Source organism: Priestia sp. JSM ZJ58, assembly GCF_044383985.1.
GTDB lineage: Bacteria > Bacillota > Bacilli > Bacillales > Bacillaceae_H > Priestia > Priestia zanthoxyli.
Window position 1 is genome coordinate 337,675 of the sequence record NZ_JBISEM010000001.1, and the last position, 15,838, is coordinate 353,512.

Below are 15,838 nucleotides of genomic sequence, written 5' to 3' on the forward strand. Positions count from 1 at the left end.
GAGGTCATTGTCAATGAGTAAGATCATTGGTATCGATTTAGGTACAACTAACTCTTGTGTCGCTGTATTAGAAGGCGGCGAACCAAAAGTAATTCCAAACCCAGAAGGAAACCGTACAACGCCATCAGTTGTGGCATTCAAAAACGGTGAGCGTCAAGTTGGGGAAGTAGCGAAACGTCAAGCTATCACAAACCCTAACACAATTATTTCAGTTAAACGTCATATGGGTACAGACCATAAGGTGGAAGCTGAAGGCAAGCAATACACGCCTCAAGAAATGTCAGCTATCATTCTTCAACATTTAAAAGGTTATGCTGAAGAGTATTTAGGTGAGCCTGTAACAAAAGCTGTTATCACAGTTCCTGCTTACTTTAATGATGCTGAGCGTCAAGCAACAAAAGATGCTGGTAAAATTGCTGGTTTAGAAGTAGAGCGTATTATTAACGAGCCTACTGCAGCAGCGCTTGCATACGGATTAGAAAAAACAGATGAAGATCAAACAGTTTTAGTTTATGACCTTGGTGGCGGTACGTTTGACGTATCTATTCTAGAACTTGGCGACGGCGTGTTTGAAGTTCGCGCAACTGCAGGTGACAATCGCCTTGGTGGTGACGACTTTGACCAAGTAATCATCGACTATTTAGTAGCTGAATTCAAAAAAGAAAACGGCGTTGATTTAAGCAAAGATAAAATGGCGCTTCAACGTTTAAAAGATGCGGCTGAAAAAGCGAAAAAAGATTTATCAGGCGTAACATCTACACAAATTTCTTTACCATTTATCACTGCTGGAGAAGCTGGTCCTCTTCACTTAGAAGTATCTTTATCACGTGCTAAATTTGACGAGTTATCAGCAGGTCTTGTTGAACGTACAATGGCCCCTGTGCGTCAAGCTTTAAAAGATGCAGGTCTTTCTGCAAGCGAACTTGATAAAGTAATCTTAGTTGGTGGTTCAACTCGTATCCCAGCGGTACAAGATGCAATCAAAAAAGAAACTGGTCAAGATCCTCATAAAGGTGTAAACCCTGATGAAGTAGTTGCACTTGGTGCAGCAATTCAAGGTGGCGTATTAACTGGTGATGTAAAAGACGTTGTATTACTAGACGTAACGCCTTTATCACTAGGTATCGAAACAATGGGTGGCGTATTTACAAAGCTAATTGAGCGTAATACGACAATTCCAACAAGTAAATCACAAGTATTCTCAACGGCTGCAGATAGCCAAACGGCTGTAGATATTCACGTTCTTCAAGGTGAGCGTCCAATGTCTGCAGACAATAAAACGCTAGGACGTTTCCAATTAACAGACATTCCTCCTGCACCACGCGGAGTACCTCAAATCGAAGTATCATTCGATATTGATAAGAACGGTATCGTAAACGTTCGTGCAAAAGATTTAGGTACAAACAAAGAGCAGGCGATTACAATTAAATCTTCAACTGGTTTATCAGATGACGAAATCGAACGCATGGTAAAAGAGGCGGAAGAAAACGCAGATGCTGATAAGCAACGTAAAGAAGAAGTGGAACTACGCAACGAAGCAGATCAACTAGTGTTTACAACTGAAAAAACATTAAAAGATCTTGAAGGAAAAGTAGAAGAAGCTGAAGTAACAAAAGCTAACGAAGCAAAAGATGCTTTAAAAGCTGCGATTGAAAAGAATGACCTTGAAGAAATCAAAGCGAAAAAAGATGAACTTCAAGAAATCGTTCAAGCGTTAACTGTAAAATTGTATGAGCAAGCTCAACAAGCTCAGCAAGCAGGTGAACAAGGCGCTCAAAATGATGATGTTGTAGATGCAGAGTTTGAAGAAGTAAACGACGACAAAAAATAATGCATCTTGACGACTAACGTGAATGACGCCATGGTGCGATTCACATCTTTTTAAAAAGTCAAAGTCAAGCTTATTTCTTGGCTTTGACTTTTTTAACGTGGAAAAGCGAAAGGGGAAGTTTTTCTCTTGGCTCTCTGCGTGCACGTGAGCAATAGAAAGTAACTTTTATGTTGCTATGGAATTATTAATAATGATACAATTACGTTTATGTGAAACGATTCGGGAGTGAGTATTGATGAGTAAGCGAGATTACTATGAAGTACTCGGTATCAGTAAGAGCGCTACAAAAGATGAAATAAAAAAAGCATACCGCAAGCTTTCTAAACAATATCATCCAGATATTAATAAAGCGGAAGATGCTGCTGACAAATTTAAAGAAGTAAAAGAAGCATATGAAGTATTGAGTGATGACCAAAAAAAAGCACAATACGATCAATTTGGTCATACTGATCCAAATCAAGGCTTTGGCGGCTTTGGTGGAGGCGGCTCAGACTTTGGCGGCTTCGGCTTTGAAGATATTTTCAGCTCGATCTTTGGTGGTGGTGGTCGCAGACGTGACCCTAATGCTCCGAGACAAGGTGCCGATTTACAATACACGATGACACTTTCTTTTGAAGAAGCTGTTTTCGGAAAAGAAACAACAATTGAAATTCCACGTGAAGAAACGTGTGAAACATGTCACGGTTCAGGTGCAAAACCTGGAACAAAAGTTGATACATGTTCGCACTGTAATGGTTCAGGTCAGTTAAACGTTGAACAAAACACGCCGTTTGGTCGCGTGGTAAATCGACGTGCGTGTCATCATTGTAATGGTACGGGAAAAATCATTAAAGACAAATGTGCAACGTGCCACGGTGACGGTAAAGTAACAAAACGACGTAAAATTAATGTTAAAATTCCAGCTGGTGTAGATGATGGTCAACAGCTGCGCGTTAGTGCTCAAGGAGAACCAGGGGTAAATGGTGGTCCTCCGGGAGATTTATACGTAGTGTTCCACGTGCGCACTCATGAATTCTTTGAACGTGATGGAGACGATATCTACTGCGAAATGCCTTTAACGTTTGCTCAGGCAGCACTAGGTGATGAAGTAGAAGTACCAACTCTACACGGCAAGGTGAAGCTGAAGATTCCTGCTGGTACACAAACGGGGACGAAATTCCGTTTAAAAGGAAAAGGTGTGGCAAACGTACGAGGGTATGGTCAAGGAGATCAGCATATTCACGTTCGCGTTGTAACGCCAACAAAAATATCAGAAAAACAAAAACAATTATTGCGTGAGTTCGCTGAACTGAGCGGTCAAGAAGCCGTTGATGAGCAGCATGATTCCTTTTTTGCAAAAGTAAAACGAGCAATTAAAGGAGAATAATTGTCTTTCATAATAAACAGAGACAGGTTGGTAAAGGTACTTTGCCAACCTGTCATCTGTCATGTTCATATTTAAAATCCTATATTACTGAAGGCAGAAAGGATGAAGTTGGTAGCAATGAAATGGTCTGAAATTTGTATTCATACAGCGCAAGAAGCAATTGAACCCATCTCTCATATTTTACATGAATCAGGAGCTAGCGGGGTAGTCATTGAAGATCCTGCTGATTTAGTGAAGGACAGAGATACAACTTTTGGTGAAATCTATGATTTAAACGTAGAAGACTACCCAGAGGAAGGTGTAGTGATTAAAGCATACCTTCCAGTTAACAGCTTTTTAGCAGAAACTGTGGATGGTATCAAAAAAGAAATTAATGGACTGCTTGTTTACGACTTTGATTTAGGAGCTAACAAAGTTACGATCAGTGAAGTGAACGAGGAAGAGTGGGCCACTGCTTGGAAAAAATATTACCACCCTGTGAAAATTTCAGAGCGTTTTACGATTGTACCAACTTGGGAAAACTATGAAAAAGTAAGCACAGATGAATTGATTATCGAGCTTGATCCCGGAATGGCTTTTGGTACAGGTACGCATCCAACGACGGTTATGTCTCTTCAAGCATTGGAAAGAACAGTGAAAGCAGGAGATACCGTTATTGACGTGGGTACAGGCTCAGGAGTGCTAAGTATTGGCGCAGCCCTGTTAGGAGCAAGTAATGTACAAGCTCTAGATCTTGATGAAGTAGCCGTACGTTCTGCCCGCGAAAATATTGAACTGAATCAAGTTGGAAATATCGTAACAGTAGGTCAAAACAACTTATTGCAAGGCATAGAAGGGCCGGTTGACATTGTTGTGGCGAATATTCTAGCTGAGGTAATCGTTCGTTTTGTAGACGATGCTGCAAAGGTATTAAAGCCAGGAGGCATGTTCATTACATCAGGTATTATTAGTGCGAAAAAAGAAGATGTCAAAAAAGCGTTAACGGGAGCGGGCTTTGTTATTCAAGAAGTAACGCTTATGGAAGACTGGGTAGCAATTATTGCGCAAAAACAAGCTTAACAAGTGAGAAGGTGTCAAGATGCAACGTTATTTTCTGCCAAATGATCAATTTCAAGAGCAAAGTGTCACAGTGATACAAGATGATGCCCATCATATCTCACGCGTCATGAGAATGAATGAAGGATCACAGTTTATTGCCTGTAATGAACAGGGGCAAGCTGCTTTGTGTGAAATTGAAAATATTTCCGCTAACGAAGTGAAAGCATCTATTATAGAATGGATAAGCGAAGAAAAAGAGCTTCCAGTCCATGTTACAATTGTGAACGGTCTGCCTAAAGGGGATAAGCTCGAGCTTATTATCCAAAAAGGGACAGAACTTGGAGCGTATAGGTTTATCCCTTTTATTGCGGCTCGTTCAGTTGTTAAATGGGATGATAAAAAGAGTCAAAAAAAAGTAGATCGCTGGAACAAGATTGCTAAAGAGGCTGCAGAACAATCTCATCGTACGATTGTACCAGCAGTAGAAGCCCCAATTTCTTTTAAGAAACTAGTAGAAATTAGCGGTGACTATACTCATAAAGTTGTAGCCTATGAAGAAAGAGCAAAGCAAGGAGAAACATCTCATCTGCATGCTGTTCTTTCAGCTTTAAAACCCGGCAATTCCGTGCTTGTGGTTGTAGGCCCCGAGGGTGGTTTGACCGAGCAGGAAGTAGAAATATTAGAAGAAAATGAATTTACAATAAGCGGATTTGGTCCGCGGATTTTACGAGCAGAAACAGCTCCATTATATGCGCTGTCTGCTATATCTTATCAAACTGAGTTAATGAGGTGACGATTATGTCAACAGTTGCTTTTCACACGCTAGGGTGTAAAGTAAATCACTATGAAACAGAAGCAATTTGGCAATTGTTCAAAGGCCAAGGCTATAAGCGTGTTGAATATGAACAAACTGCCGATGTATATGTAATTAATACATGTACGGTAACAAATACAGGAGATAAAAAGAGCCGTCAAGTTATTCGCAGAGCTGTGCGAAAAAATCCAGATGCGGTTATTTGTGTAACTGGATGTTATGCTCAAACTTCGCCAGCTGAAATTATGGCCATTCCTGGTGTTGATATCGTAGTAGGTACACAAGATCGTGTTAAGATGCTTGATTATATTGAACAATTTAAAAAAGAGCGTCAGCCGATTAACGGTGTAGGAAACATTATGAAAACACGCGTATATGAAGAGCTAGATGTACCGGCATTTACAGACCGTACGCGTGCTTCGTTAAAAATTCAAGAAGGCTGTAACAACTTCTGTACATTCTGTATTATTCCATGGGCACGCGGTTTAATGCGATCTCGTGATCCTAAAGAAGTAGTAGCACAAGCACAGCAGCTAGTGGATGCAGGCTATAAAGAAATCGTGTTAACAGGTATTCACACTGGCGGATACGGAGAAGACATGAAAGATTACAATCTTGCCCAGCTTCTTCGTGATTTAGAGTCTCAAGTAAAAGGATTAAAACGCATTCGTATTTCGTCAATCGAAGCAAGTCAAATTACGGACGAAGTGATAGAGGTACTAGATCAGTCAGAAATGGTTGTACGTCATTTGCATATCCCTCTTCAATCAGGTTCAAATACGGTATTGAAGCGCATGCGTCGTAAGTATACAATGGAGTTCTTTGGCGAGCGCTTAAACCGTCTGAAAGAAGCTCTTCCTGGATTAGCGATTACATCAGATGTGATTGTCGGGTTCCCAGGTGAGACAGAAGAAGAGTTTATGGAGACGTATAACTTTATTAAAGAGCACGGTTTTTCAGAGCTTCACGTATTCCCGTATTCTAAACGTACAGGTACGCCAGCAGCTCGTATGACCGACCAGATTGATGAAGAAGTAAAAAATCAACGTGTGCACCGTTTAATCGAACTTTCAAACCAATTGGCAAAAGAATATGCTTCAACGTTTGAAGGAGAAGTACTGGAAGTAATTCCGGAAGAAAAATATAAAGAAGATCCTGAAAGTGGTTTATATGTAGGATATACTGATAACTACTTAAAGGTTGTGTTTAAAGCGTCTGAAGAAATGGTTGGAAAGCTTGTAAAAGTGAAAATTTCAAAAGCTGGATATCCTTATAATGAAGGTGAGTTTGTTCGCGTGCTAGATGAGGTTCATCTTCAAGATCAGGTGAAAATGAGCTCATAACACTTATTGGAAAGCTGCGTGTTTGCGCAGCTTTTTTCATACGTATAAAACAGCTGAGCGAGTAATGTTTTATCAAGAAAGTTCATAAAATAAAGGGGGAATAACTGCATTACTTTATGTAAAGCGGTTGACCTTAAGGAATCATTATATTATAATTGCAAAAGACATGTCTAACATGTCATTTCATTATGATGTTAGTGGTTTTGTTCGGAGGGAGGGAATTAGAATGTCAAGAACAGTTGTTCGTAAAAACGAATCGCTTGAAGATGCTCTTCGTCGCTTCAAACGTTCAGTTTCAAAAACTGGTACGTTACAAGAAGCAAGAAAGCGCGAATTCTATGAAAAGCCTAGCGTAAAGCGTAAGAAGAAATCTGAAGCTGCTAGAAAACGCAAGTTCTAATAAGAGGGTGGATTTATGAGTCTTCTCGAGCGTTTAAATAGTGATATGAAACAAGCGATGAAAAACAAAGAGAAAGAGAAGCTTGGGGTCATTCGTATGGTCAAAGCATCTCTTCAAAACGAAGCCATTAAGTTAGGCACTGACCTAACTGAAGCAGACGAGTTGACGGTTATTTCTCGCGAATTCAAACAACGTAAAGACTCCCTCCATGAATTTGAGAAAGCAGGTCGTCAAGATCTTGTTGATAAAATTCATTCTGAATTAGCGGTTTTAGAAGTTTACGCTCCTAAACAGCTAACTGAAGAAGAGTTATCTGAAATTATTAAAACGACGATTGAAGAAACGCAGTCTTCCTCTAAAGCTGATATGGGGAAAGTTATGGGAGCGCTTATGCCGAAAGTAAAAGGCAAAGCGGATGGCTCTCTTGTTAATAAGCTTGTCCTTCAACACTTATCATAAAAAACACCTTACCTTGTGTAAGGTGTTTTTTATATAGATAATATCCGAACGTATGTTTTGTTTCTCTAGTGCAAAGAATAAAATAGATAAATTTTAAAAAATTTGAAACTATTGTTAAAGTTATTCGTATATACAGATACATACTCATACTATCTATGGAAGGAGGGAAGTGTATTCGGTGAAAACCTTATTTTCTTTCGTGTGCTTTCTTATTTTAGCCACTGGGTTATTCCCCACTATTAGCACCGCTGACGTGAAGCGTGTACACGTTATTCCTGTCAATAAAACGGTAGAAAATGGACTGCTTTCTTTTTTAAACAGATCCATTGAAGATGCGGAAAATGACGGTGCAGATTTGATTATATTGGACATAGATACTCCTGGAGGAGCTGTAGATGCAGCTTCTGAAATAGCTAAAAGCTTAACCTCAACACCTATTTCTACCGCTGCTTTTGTCGACAAAAAAGCATTATCGGCCGGAGCGTATATTGCACTTAACGCCGATCAAATTTATATGACACCCGGTTCTACAATGGGATCGGCGGCTGTGATTGACCAACAGGGAAATGCAGCAGGAAAAAAAGCTCAGTCCTACTGGTTATCGGCTATGAAGAGCGCAGCAGAACAAAATAACCGAAACCCTAAATATGCAGAAGCGATGGCAAACACAAAGATGGTAATACCTGAGCTCAACTTAAAAGGAAACGAATTGCTGACGCTAACTCCGAAGCAAGCCGAGCAAGTTGGTTATTCAGAAGGAACTGTAAAAAATTTAGACGATCTCCTGAGCGTGCTTGGCTATGAAGATGCTAAACTGACGTATGCAAAAATGAGTGTAAGTGAACAAATTGCTCGTTTTCTTACCCATCCGCTTGTTGTTCCCATTTTATTATCTATTGGTGCTTTAGGAATTGTAATTGAATTGTTTACGCCTTCATTTGGTATTGCGGGCTCCATTGGAGTAGCTTCACTTCTTTTATTTTTCTATGGTCATATGGTAGCAGGATTAGCAGGAATGGAAGCCCTCGTTTTATTTATAGCAGGAATTATACTGCTTCTATTAGAGATTGTAGTGCCAGGCGGCGTTTTAGGGCTGCTAGGGCTTGGAGCTATCATTTTAAGTTTTTTTATGTCAACAGATAATAATGTCGAAATGGGAATTTCTCTTGTAATTGCGATAGTGGTGGCACTGGGAGGTGCGTTTGTGATGATGAAATTTTTTAAAAGAAAGCTTACACCTTTCAAAAAAATGGTGCTTAATGATTCACTTAATACCGAATCTGGTTATGTATCGAATCAAAATCGGTATGAATTAATAGGAAAACAAGGTAAAACAACAACACCGCTGCGTCCTTCAGGCACCGTGCTCATCGATGAAGAGTATGTGGATGTAGTCACTGAAGGCGGATATTTAGACAAAGATGTGTTAGTAAATATTATAAAAGTAGAGGGATCAAGGGTTGTGGTGCGGAAGCTCACAGAGCCTTTGAAAAAGGAGGACCTTAATTAATGGAAGCAGGTAGCGTATTGTTTTTTGTAGTTATTGGCCTAGCAATTATTGCTTTAGCTGTTTTTTTCACTTTTGTACCGATTATGTTATGGATCTCAGCATTAGCAGCAGGCGTTCGTATTAGTATTTTCACACTGGTCGGAATGAGACTTCGTCGAGTGATACCATCTCGCGTTGTGAACCCGTTAATTAAAGCAAGTAAAGCCGGTTTAGGTATTACCATTAATCAATTAGAAAGCCACTATTTAGCAGGCGGTAACGTGGACCGCGTGGTAAATGCGTTGATTGCAGCGCACCGAGCAAATATTGAGTTAACATTTGAGCGCGGAGCAGCTATCGACTTAGCGGGCCGTGATGTGCTAGAAGCTGTACAAATGAGCGTTAATCCAAAAGTTATTGAAACACCTTTTATTGCAGGGGTGGCTATGGATGGAATCGAAGTCAAAGCAAAAGCCCGAATTACCGTTCGTGCAAACATTGATCGACTAGTAGGGGGAGCTGGAGAAGAAACGATTATTGCCCGTGTTGGCGAGGGGATTGTTTCTACAATCGGTTCACAAAAAGATCACAAAAAAGTATTGGAAAACCCTGATATGATCTCTCAAACGGTTTTAGGAAAAGGGTTGGATTCCGGAACAGCGTTTGAAATCTTATCCATTGATATTGCTGATATCGACATTGGTAAAAATATTGGGGCAGTTCTTCAAACAGACCAAGCAGAAGCAGATAAAAATATTGCCCAAGCAAAAGCCGAAGAACGTCGTGCTATGGCCGTTGCTCAAGAACAAGAAATGCGTGCAAAAGTAGAAGAAATGCGTGCAAAAGTAGTAGAAGCAGAAGCAGAAGTACCATTAGCGATGGCAGAAGCACTGCGCTCTGGCAATATTGGCGTCATGGATTATATGAATATTCAAAACTTGACTGCTGATACGGATATGCGTGATTCAATTGGAAAAATGTCTAAAGAAGACGATGAGAAATAATGAATCAGTTTAACAAGGAGGTTTTCTCCTAATGAATATCGTTGAAACGCTTATTAAACTAATTATTAATAATGCTTTCATTTTTGTCATCATTGGAGGGATTGTTTTTAACGTTGTGCAGCGTTTTATGGCTCAGTCAAAAGAGGAAGAACAGCAGCGTTCTAAAAGAGCTCCTATGCCTCCTGTAAACAATCCTTCAAGGCGGGAAAGACCTAGATATCGCCCTGTCAAAGAAGAGCCAAAAACAGCTCGTATGGAGCCAGAAATCGCTCCTTCAGCAGAAACAAATCCTTTGCAAGAAAAACTGGAAGAGCTAAAAAACCGTTCGTATCATGAACCTTCTATTCAAAAGAAAATCGCAGTTGAAAAACCAAAAACAACTGATGAGAAAAACGTTTTTAAGCCCATTTCTCGTAAAGAAGCTGTTCAAGGAGTGATATGGTCCGAAATTCTAGGGCCGCCAAAATCGAAACAACGTAAATATAAACGATAAATAGATGTGATACATTAACCCCCTTTCTCATAAACATGAGATGAAAGGGGGTTCTTTTTATGAGCAAAAAGTGGAGACACCAAATGAAAAGATGGATGACAAAAACAATGGAACTACCCGCTGATGTATTAATGGATCTTCCCCGTATTACGTTAGTTGGACAAATACACATTTATATTGAAAATCATAAAGGTTTATTAGCCTTTTCTGATACTGAAATACGCGTGTTACTAAAACAGGGACAAATGTTAATTCGAGGTGAAGGACTGGTCATTAAAGTAATACTGCCAGAAGAACTGGTTTTAGAAGGTAAAATCAATCAAGTTCTTTATTTAGAACAATAACACAAGGAGGAAAAAAATGAAGAATGGATGGACAAACTTTGTTATTGGTACCGTACGTATTCGAATTGTTGGAAAAGGAATTGAACGTTTCTTAAATAATTGTGTGAGACAACAGATTATGATCTCGAATGTCCATAAAGTTGACGGTCAGCTAGCGACAGCAACGATATTATTGAAAGATGTAAAGAAAATTCGTATACTAATTCGCAACGCAGACTGTAAAATTTATTTTATAAGAGGCCGAGGTTTTCCTTTTTTAACAAAACGAGTGATTAAAAATAGTGGATTTGCTTTAGGTTTTCTTTCTTTTTTTATTATTCTTGGTTTGCTTTCCAACATGGTGTGGAAAGTGGAAATTAGCGGTGCAGAACCACAAACAGAACATCAAATGACGAAGCAGCTGGCCAAAATAGGTGTAAAAAGAGGAGAGTTTCAATTTCTGTTAGAGAGTCCTGAAAAAATTCAGCGCTATTTAACGGATAATATGAACAATATTACCTGGGTGGGAGTAGAAGTGCGCGGCACTTCTTATCACTTCCAAGTGGTTGAAAAAAATGAGCCCAAGCCTCAGCAAAAAACACCTTACCAACATTTAATTGCTAAAAAGAAAGCTATTATTACGAATTTGTTTGTCGAAAAAGGACAACCTTTAGTCAAGGTTAATGATTTTGTCAACGAAGGCGAGGTCTTAGTTTCCGGTATTATTGGAAACGAAAAAAATAAAAAAGTAGTAGCTGCTAAAGGAAAAGTCTACGGTGAAACATGGTATAAGTCTGAGGTGGAAGTGCCTTTAAAAACTGATTTTCAAGTATTAACGGGTAATGGATATACGAAGCACTATTTAGATTTTCAAGCTTTTAAAATGCCTCTTTGGGCTTTTAACAAAGAGAAATACGGCTCAAAGGTGACAGAAAAAGTGGAGCATCCACTCTATTTTTTTAAATGGAAATTACCTCTGTCGTATGAGAAAGTTGCTGTACGAGAAGAACAGAATTCGCAGCGCGTCTATTCTAAACAAGAGGCGGTGGAAAAAGCTTTGGAAATCGGTCGAAAAAAATTACTATCAACTTTAGGTGAGGATGCTAAAATAAAAGGTGAAAAAGTTTTGCACCAAGAACAGGACAATGGTAAAGTTAGATTATCAATACATTACCAAGTTATAGAAAATATTGCGAACACTCAACCAATTATTCAAGGAGATTGATGAATGTCAGAACAGCTAGTAACAATTAACGTACAACTTGATGATTCAAACGAAGCCATTTCATTATTTGGCGTACAAGATGCGAATTTAAAGCGAATTGAAGAAGAAATGCAGGTCTCGATCATTTCAAGAGGTGAGACTGTTGTAGTCTCCGGAAGTACAGAAAATGTTCAGCTAGTGGAAGAAATGCTTAAAAAGTTACTGAACATTATCCGCAAAAATATTTCCATATCTGAACGAGATGTTGTGTATGCGATTCAATTAGCTAAGAAAAATTCTCTCGAGTTTTTTGAAGATGTATATGAAGAAGAGATTGGTAAAAACGTAAAAGGTAAGACTATTCGTGTTAAGACATTAGGACAAAGTCACTACATTTCTGCTATTAAGAAAAATGATTTGGTATTTGGAATTGGGCCTGCTGGTACGGGTAAAACGTATTTAGCCGTTGTCATGGCCGTTAATGCTCTTAAAAATGGTCACGTACAGCGTATTATTTTAACACGTCCTGCTGTTGAAGCAGGTGAAAGTCTTGGCTTCTTGCCAGGAGATTTGAAAGAAAAAGTAGATCCGTACTTGCGGCCTCTGTACGATGCATTACATGATGTATTAGGAACAGAACATACGCAACGCCTAATCGAACGCGGAGTTATTGAAATAGCACCCCTTGCTTATATGCGAGGTCGTACACTAGATGATGCGTTTGTTATCTTAGACGAAGCACAAAACACCACGATGGCGCAAATGAAGATGTTTTTAACACGACTAGGATTTGGGTCTAAAATGGTGATTACAGGAGATATTTCACAAATTGATTTACCAAAAGGAGCTCAGTCTGGTCTAGCGGCTGTCTCGAAAATCCTGACCAATGTTAAAGGTATTTCGTTTGTTCATCTAGAACAGTCAGATGTTGTGCGCCATCCACTTGTGGGACGTATCATTCAAGCGTACGAACACGCTGACCAAAAGACCCTTTCTTAATAGGGTCTATTTTTTGTAAAAGGGGGTACGTTTGTGTCAACGTTTCGGATAATCAAGCAAACAATGGCACAGATCGAGCGATTACGGTTAATTCAAATTGGGTTATATGCCTTGTTAGGTATAATGATGTTTGCGTCTATGTATAGCAATGTAAAGCCGCAGGAATTAGATCTTAGACTACTGTCTATTTCCCCGCAAACCATTTACTCACCCGTTACCATTGAAGATAAAGAGAGCACAGAGAAAAAACGGGCAGAGGCAGAACAAGCCGTTGAAGATGTGTATACACAAAAAACAGAATACGCACAGAACCAAGTCGATCTTGTTGCATCTATTTTTGATGCGATGATGGAAGTTAATACAGAATATGAAAAAGAAGATCATGAAGATGACAGTATCGATGCCGTATTAAAAACCAAACAAAAAATGCTAGAGGACAAGCTTCCTGAAGACATTCAAAAAAACTTGCCAAAGGATACCATCAAGCAGCTGCTTCAGTCTTCTAACAGTGATTTATCGATTGCGAAAGACGCTGTAGTTACAGCCGTTCATCATGTGATGAAAGATCAAGTGAAGATTAGCGATGTAGAAGAGAAAAAAGACCAGGTAGAAGGTCAGCTTGTTTACACCAATGTCAGCAACTCCCTAAAGGATTCAATGAATGCAATTGCTAAATTCGCTATCATTCCAAATGTGATTTATGATCCCAAAAAAACAGCTGAAAACCGTCAAGCAGCTGTGGAAAAAGTGGAGCCTGTTCGAATTAAACAAGGTCAGATTATTGTAGAAGAAAATCAGCTTATTAATCCTGATATATATCGTCAGCTCCAGCTCGCGGGATTGTTGAATAATAAAGGATCTATTCAGCCTTTTGCGGGATTAGCTTTGCTGATTGTGATGATGATAGCCGGCCTCATTTACTATTTGCGTGAATTTCACACCAAGACATATCAGCCCTTGTTGTTGTATGTATTGGTAGCAACCATTACGATTGGCCTCATGAAAATCTTAAGCTTGTTTCAACAAATTGATTTATCGGAAATTGGTTTCTTAGCTCCTGTTGCGGTGGGAGGTTTGCTGATTCGAATTTTAATGGATGAACGCATTGCTATTTTATCAAGTATTGTATTTGCTATTTGTGGAAGCATTATTTTTAATGGTGAATTGACAACCTCGTTTAATATGAACATTGGGATTTACTTTTTAATTAGCAATATTGCTGCTATTTTATTTTTAAGCAGGCAGCACAGGCGTTCACGGATTTTGCAGGCAGGTCTATTTGTGGCTATGGTAAACGTAATTATTAGCTTTGCTATTATTTTTATTAAAAATGGCCAAATTGGTACTGTAGAGCTTGGCTATTACAGCATGATGTCAATTGCATCTGGTGTTATTGCTTCCGTTTTAGCTATAGGTTTGCTTCCGTTTTTTGAAAGTGGATTTGGCATTTTATCTACGATGAAGCTGATTGAATTATCGAGTCCTAATCATCCGCTATTACGTAAAATCTTAACCGAAACACCGGGAACGTATCATCACAGTGTAATGGTGGCAAACTTATCTGAAGCGGCGTGCGAAACGATAGGAGCTAACGGTTTATTAGCGAGAGTGGGGGCTTATTACCACGATATTGGTAAAACGAAGCGACCGCAGTATTTTATTGAAAATCAAATGAATATTACCAATCCGCATGATAAACTAAGTCCGAAGACTAGTAAAAATATTATAATCGCACATGCTACAGATGGAGCGACCATTTTGCGAAATCACAAGTTTCCAAAAGAGATTGTAGATATTGCAGAGCAGCATCACGGAACGACCCTGCTTAAGTTTTTCTATCATAAGGCACTTGAACAAACAGAAGAAAAAATTGATGAAAAAGAATATCGCTATCCTGGACCAAAGCCTCAGTCAAAAGAAGCAGCGGTTATTTGCATAGCTGATAGTGTAGAAGCAGCCGTAAGGTCAATGTCCAATCCAACTCCGGAAAAGATTGAGAACTTGGTGCGAAATATTATTAAAGATCGCTTGCAGGATGAGCAGCTTAGCGAGTGTAACGTAACGCTCAAAGAGCTAGAGTTAATTCGCCAAGCACTATGTGAAACTTTAAATGGGATTTTTCATTCCCGAATTGAATATCCAGAGATAAAAAAAGAGAAGGTGAAGGTATGAGTTTAGTTATTGATTTTATTGATGAAACAAACGAAGTGAGTAAAGAGCAGCAAAAAGAGCTTGAGAAGCTGCTTGAAGCCGCTGCTATATATGAAAATCTTCAAGAGGATGCAGAAGTATCCGTTACATTTGTGGATAATGATCGAATTCAAGAAATCAATCATCAATACCGCCATAAAAATCAGCCAACGGATGTAATATCGTTTGCGCTAGAAGAAATGGGCGAAGATGAAATGCAAATTATCGGAGATGAGATGCCAAGAGTCCTGGGGGATATTGTCATTTCGATTCCAAAAGCTCATGAGCAAGCAGAAGAATACAATCACTCGTTTATGAGGGAGCTAGGATTCTTAACGGTTCACGGTTTCTTGCACTTGCTTGGGTATGACCATGAAACATCAGAAGATGAAAAAGAGATGTTTACACGTCAAAAAGATATTTTAGAACAATATGGACTCTCGCGATAAAAAAGGGATAGCTAAAGTTGTCAGTAGCTTTGGTTATGCAATAGAGGGGTTTCTCTATGTTTGTAAAACACAGAGAAATATGCAAATTCACGTAGCAGCTTCTTTCATCGTCCTTCTCTTAGGAGCCGTGCTGTCAATTACAGCTGGTGAATGGACGGTTGTGCTGCTTCTGATTGCAGGCATGTTCAGCTTAGAGTTAATGAATACAGCGGTTGAAAAAGTTGTTGATTTAGTTTCTCCTGAATATCACATACTAGCAAAACACGCAAAAGATGCAGCCGCAGCCGCGGTGTTGGTCTATGCGTGTTTTGCTGTCCTTATAGGAGGAATTATTTTCTTAAAGTATTTGTTTTAAAAAGGATTCTTTTTGGTTCTTTACACCCCCGTGGTATAATAAAAAAGGACAAGTTAAAAGACATGTAGAAGCGCAAAAGGA

Annotated in this window: 16 protein-coding genes; all 16 read left to right on the forward strand. The window is 39.2% G+C overall.

Annotated features, from left to right (window positions below; genetic code table 11):
- The first annotated feature begins 13 nt into the window (after positions 1–13).
- Positions 14–1,831, forward strand: coding sequence for a molecular chaperone DnaK (dnaK, locus tag ACH6EI_RS01690; protein WP_014458181.1), 1,818 nt, complete (start codon positions 14–16; stop codon positions 1,829–1,831).
- A 235-nt stretch (positions 1,832–2,066) separates the two neighbouring features.
- Complete coding sequence (gene dnaJ, locus ACH6EI_RS01695; RefSeq protein ID WP_013059241.1) at positions 2,067–3,197, forward strand: molecular chaperone DnaJ; 1,131 nt, start codon at positions 2,067–2,069, stop codon at positions 3,195–3,197.
- 117 nt (positions 3,198–3,314) lie between these two features.
- Positions 3,315–4,256, forward strand: a complete 942-nt coding sequence (gene prmA / locus ACH6EI_RS01700) for a 50S ribosomal protein L11 methyltransferase (RefSeq protein ID WP_028411654.1) — start codon at positions 3,315–3,317, stop codon at positions 4,254–4,256.
- 19 nt (positions 4,257–4,275) lie between these two features.
- Positions 4,276–5,028 carry a 16S rRNA (uracil(1498)-N(3))-methyltransferase gene (locus ACH6EI_RS01705; RefSeq protein ID WP_099331294.1) on the forward strand — a complete coding sequence of 251 codons (753 nt, stop codon included), beginning with the start codon at positions 4,276–4,278 and terminating at the stop codon, positions 5,026–5,028.
- 5 nt (positions 5,029–5,033) lie between these two features.
- Positions 5,034–6,392, forward strand: a complete 1,359-nt coding sequence (gene mtaB, locus ACH6EI_RS01710) for a tRNA (N(6)-L-threonylcarbamoyladenosine(37)-C(2))-methylthiotransferase MtaB (protein ID WP_099331293.1) — start codon at positions 5,034–5,036, stop codon at positions 6,390–6,392.
- A 226-nt stretch (positions 6,393–6,618) separates the two neighbouring features.
- Positions 6,619–6,792 carry a 30S ribosomal protein S21 gene (gene rpsU, locus ACH6EI_RS01715; protein WP_013059237.1) on the forward strand — a complete coding sequence of 58 codons (174 nt, stop codon included), beginning with the start codon at positions 6,619–6,621 and terminating at the stop codon, positions 6,790–6,792.
- 15 nt (positions 6,793–6,807) lie between these two features.
- Entirely contained in the window at positions 6,808–7,251 is a 444-nt protein-coding gene (locus ACH6EI_RS01720; RefSeq protein WP_013059236.1) for a GatB/YqeY domain-containing protein, read from the forward strand.
- Positions 7,252–7,429: 178 nt separating this feature from the next.
- On the forward strand, positions 7,430–8,761 hold the full coding sequence (locus ACH6EI_RS01725) for an NfeD family protein (protein WP_099331292.1): 1,332 nt from the start codon (positions 7,430–7,432) through the stop codon (positions 8,759–8,761).
- Positions 8,761–9,744 (forward strand): flotillin-like protein FloA, encoded by a 984-nt coding sequence (floA, locus tag ACH6EI_RS01730; RefSeq protein WP_028411651.1) that lies wholly within the window; start codon positions 8,761–8,763, stop codon positions 9,742–9,744. Before ACH6EI_RS01725 ends, floA begins: the two co-directional genes overlap by 1 nt.
- A 31-nt stretch (positions 9,745–9,775) precedes the next feature.
- On the forward strand, positions 9,776–10,237 hold the full coding sequence (locus tag ACH6EI_RS01735) for a hypothetical protein (protein WP_099331291.1): 462 nt from the start codon (positions 9,776–9,778) through the stop codon (positions 10,235–10,237).
- A 59-nt stretch (positions 10,238–10,296) separates the two neighbouring features.
- Positions 10,297–10,581 (forward strand): sporulation protein YqfC, encoded by a 285-nt coding sequence (gene yqfC / locus ACH6EI_RS01740; protein WP_013059232.1) that lies wholly within the window; start codon positions 10,297–10,299, stop codon positions 10,579–10,581.
- A gap of 16 nt (positions 10,582–10,597) precedes the next feature.
- Positions 10,598–11,785, forward strand: a complete 1,188-nt coding sequence (yqfD, locus tag ACH6EI_RS01745; RefSeq protein ID WP_028411649.1) for a sporulation protein YqfD — start codon at positions 10,598–10,600, stop codon at positions 11,783–11,785.
- A gap of 3 nt (positions 11,786–11,788) precedes the next feature.
- A complete protein-coding gene (locus ACH6EI_RS01750) occupies positions 11,789–12,763 on the forward strand; it encodes a PhoH family protein (protein WP_028411648.1) in 975 nt (324 codons plus the stop codon).
- A gap of 63 nt (positions 12,764–12,826) precedes the next feature.
- Entirely contained in the window at positions 12,827–14,935 is a 2,109-nt protein-coding gene (locus tag ACH6EI_RS01755) for an HD family phosphohydrolase (protein WP_071276952.1), read from the forward strand.
- A complete protein-coding gene (ybeY, locus tag ACH6EI_RS01760) occupies positions 14,932–15,402 on the forward strand; it encodes an rRNA maturation RNase YbeY (protein WP_028411646.1) in 471 nt (156 codons plus the stop codon). Before ACH6EI_RS01755 ends, ybeY begins: the two co-directional genes overlap by 4 nt.
- Positions 15,386–15,757 carry a diacylglycerol kinase family protein gene (locus ACH6EI_RS01765; protein WP_016765589.1) on the forward strand — a complete coding sequence of 124 codons (372 nt, stop codon included), beginning with the start codon at positions 15,386–15,388 and terminating at the stop codon, positions 15,755–15,757. The genes ybeY and ACH6EI_RS01765 overlap by 17 nt, the downstream gene beginning before the upstream one ends.
- The last annotated feature ends 81 nt before the right edge of the window (positions 15,758–15,838 follow it).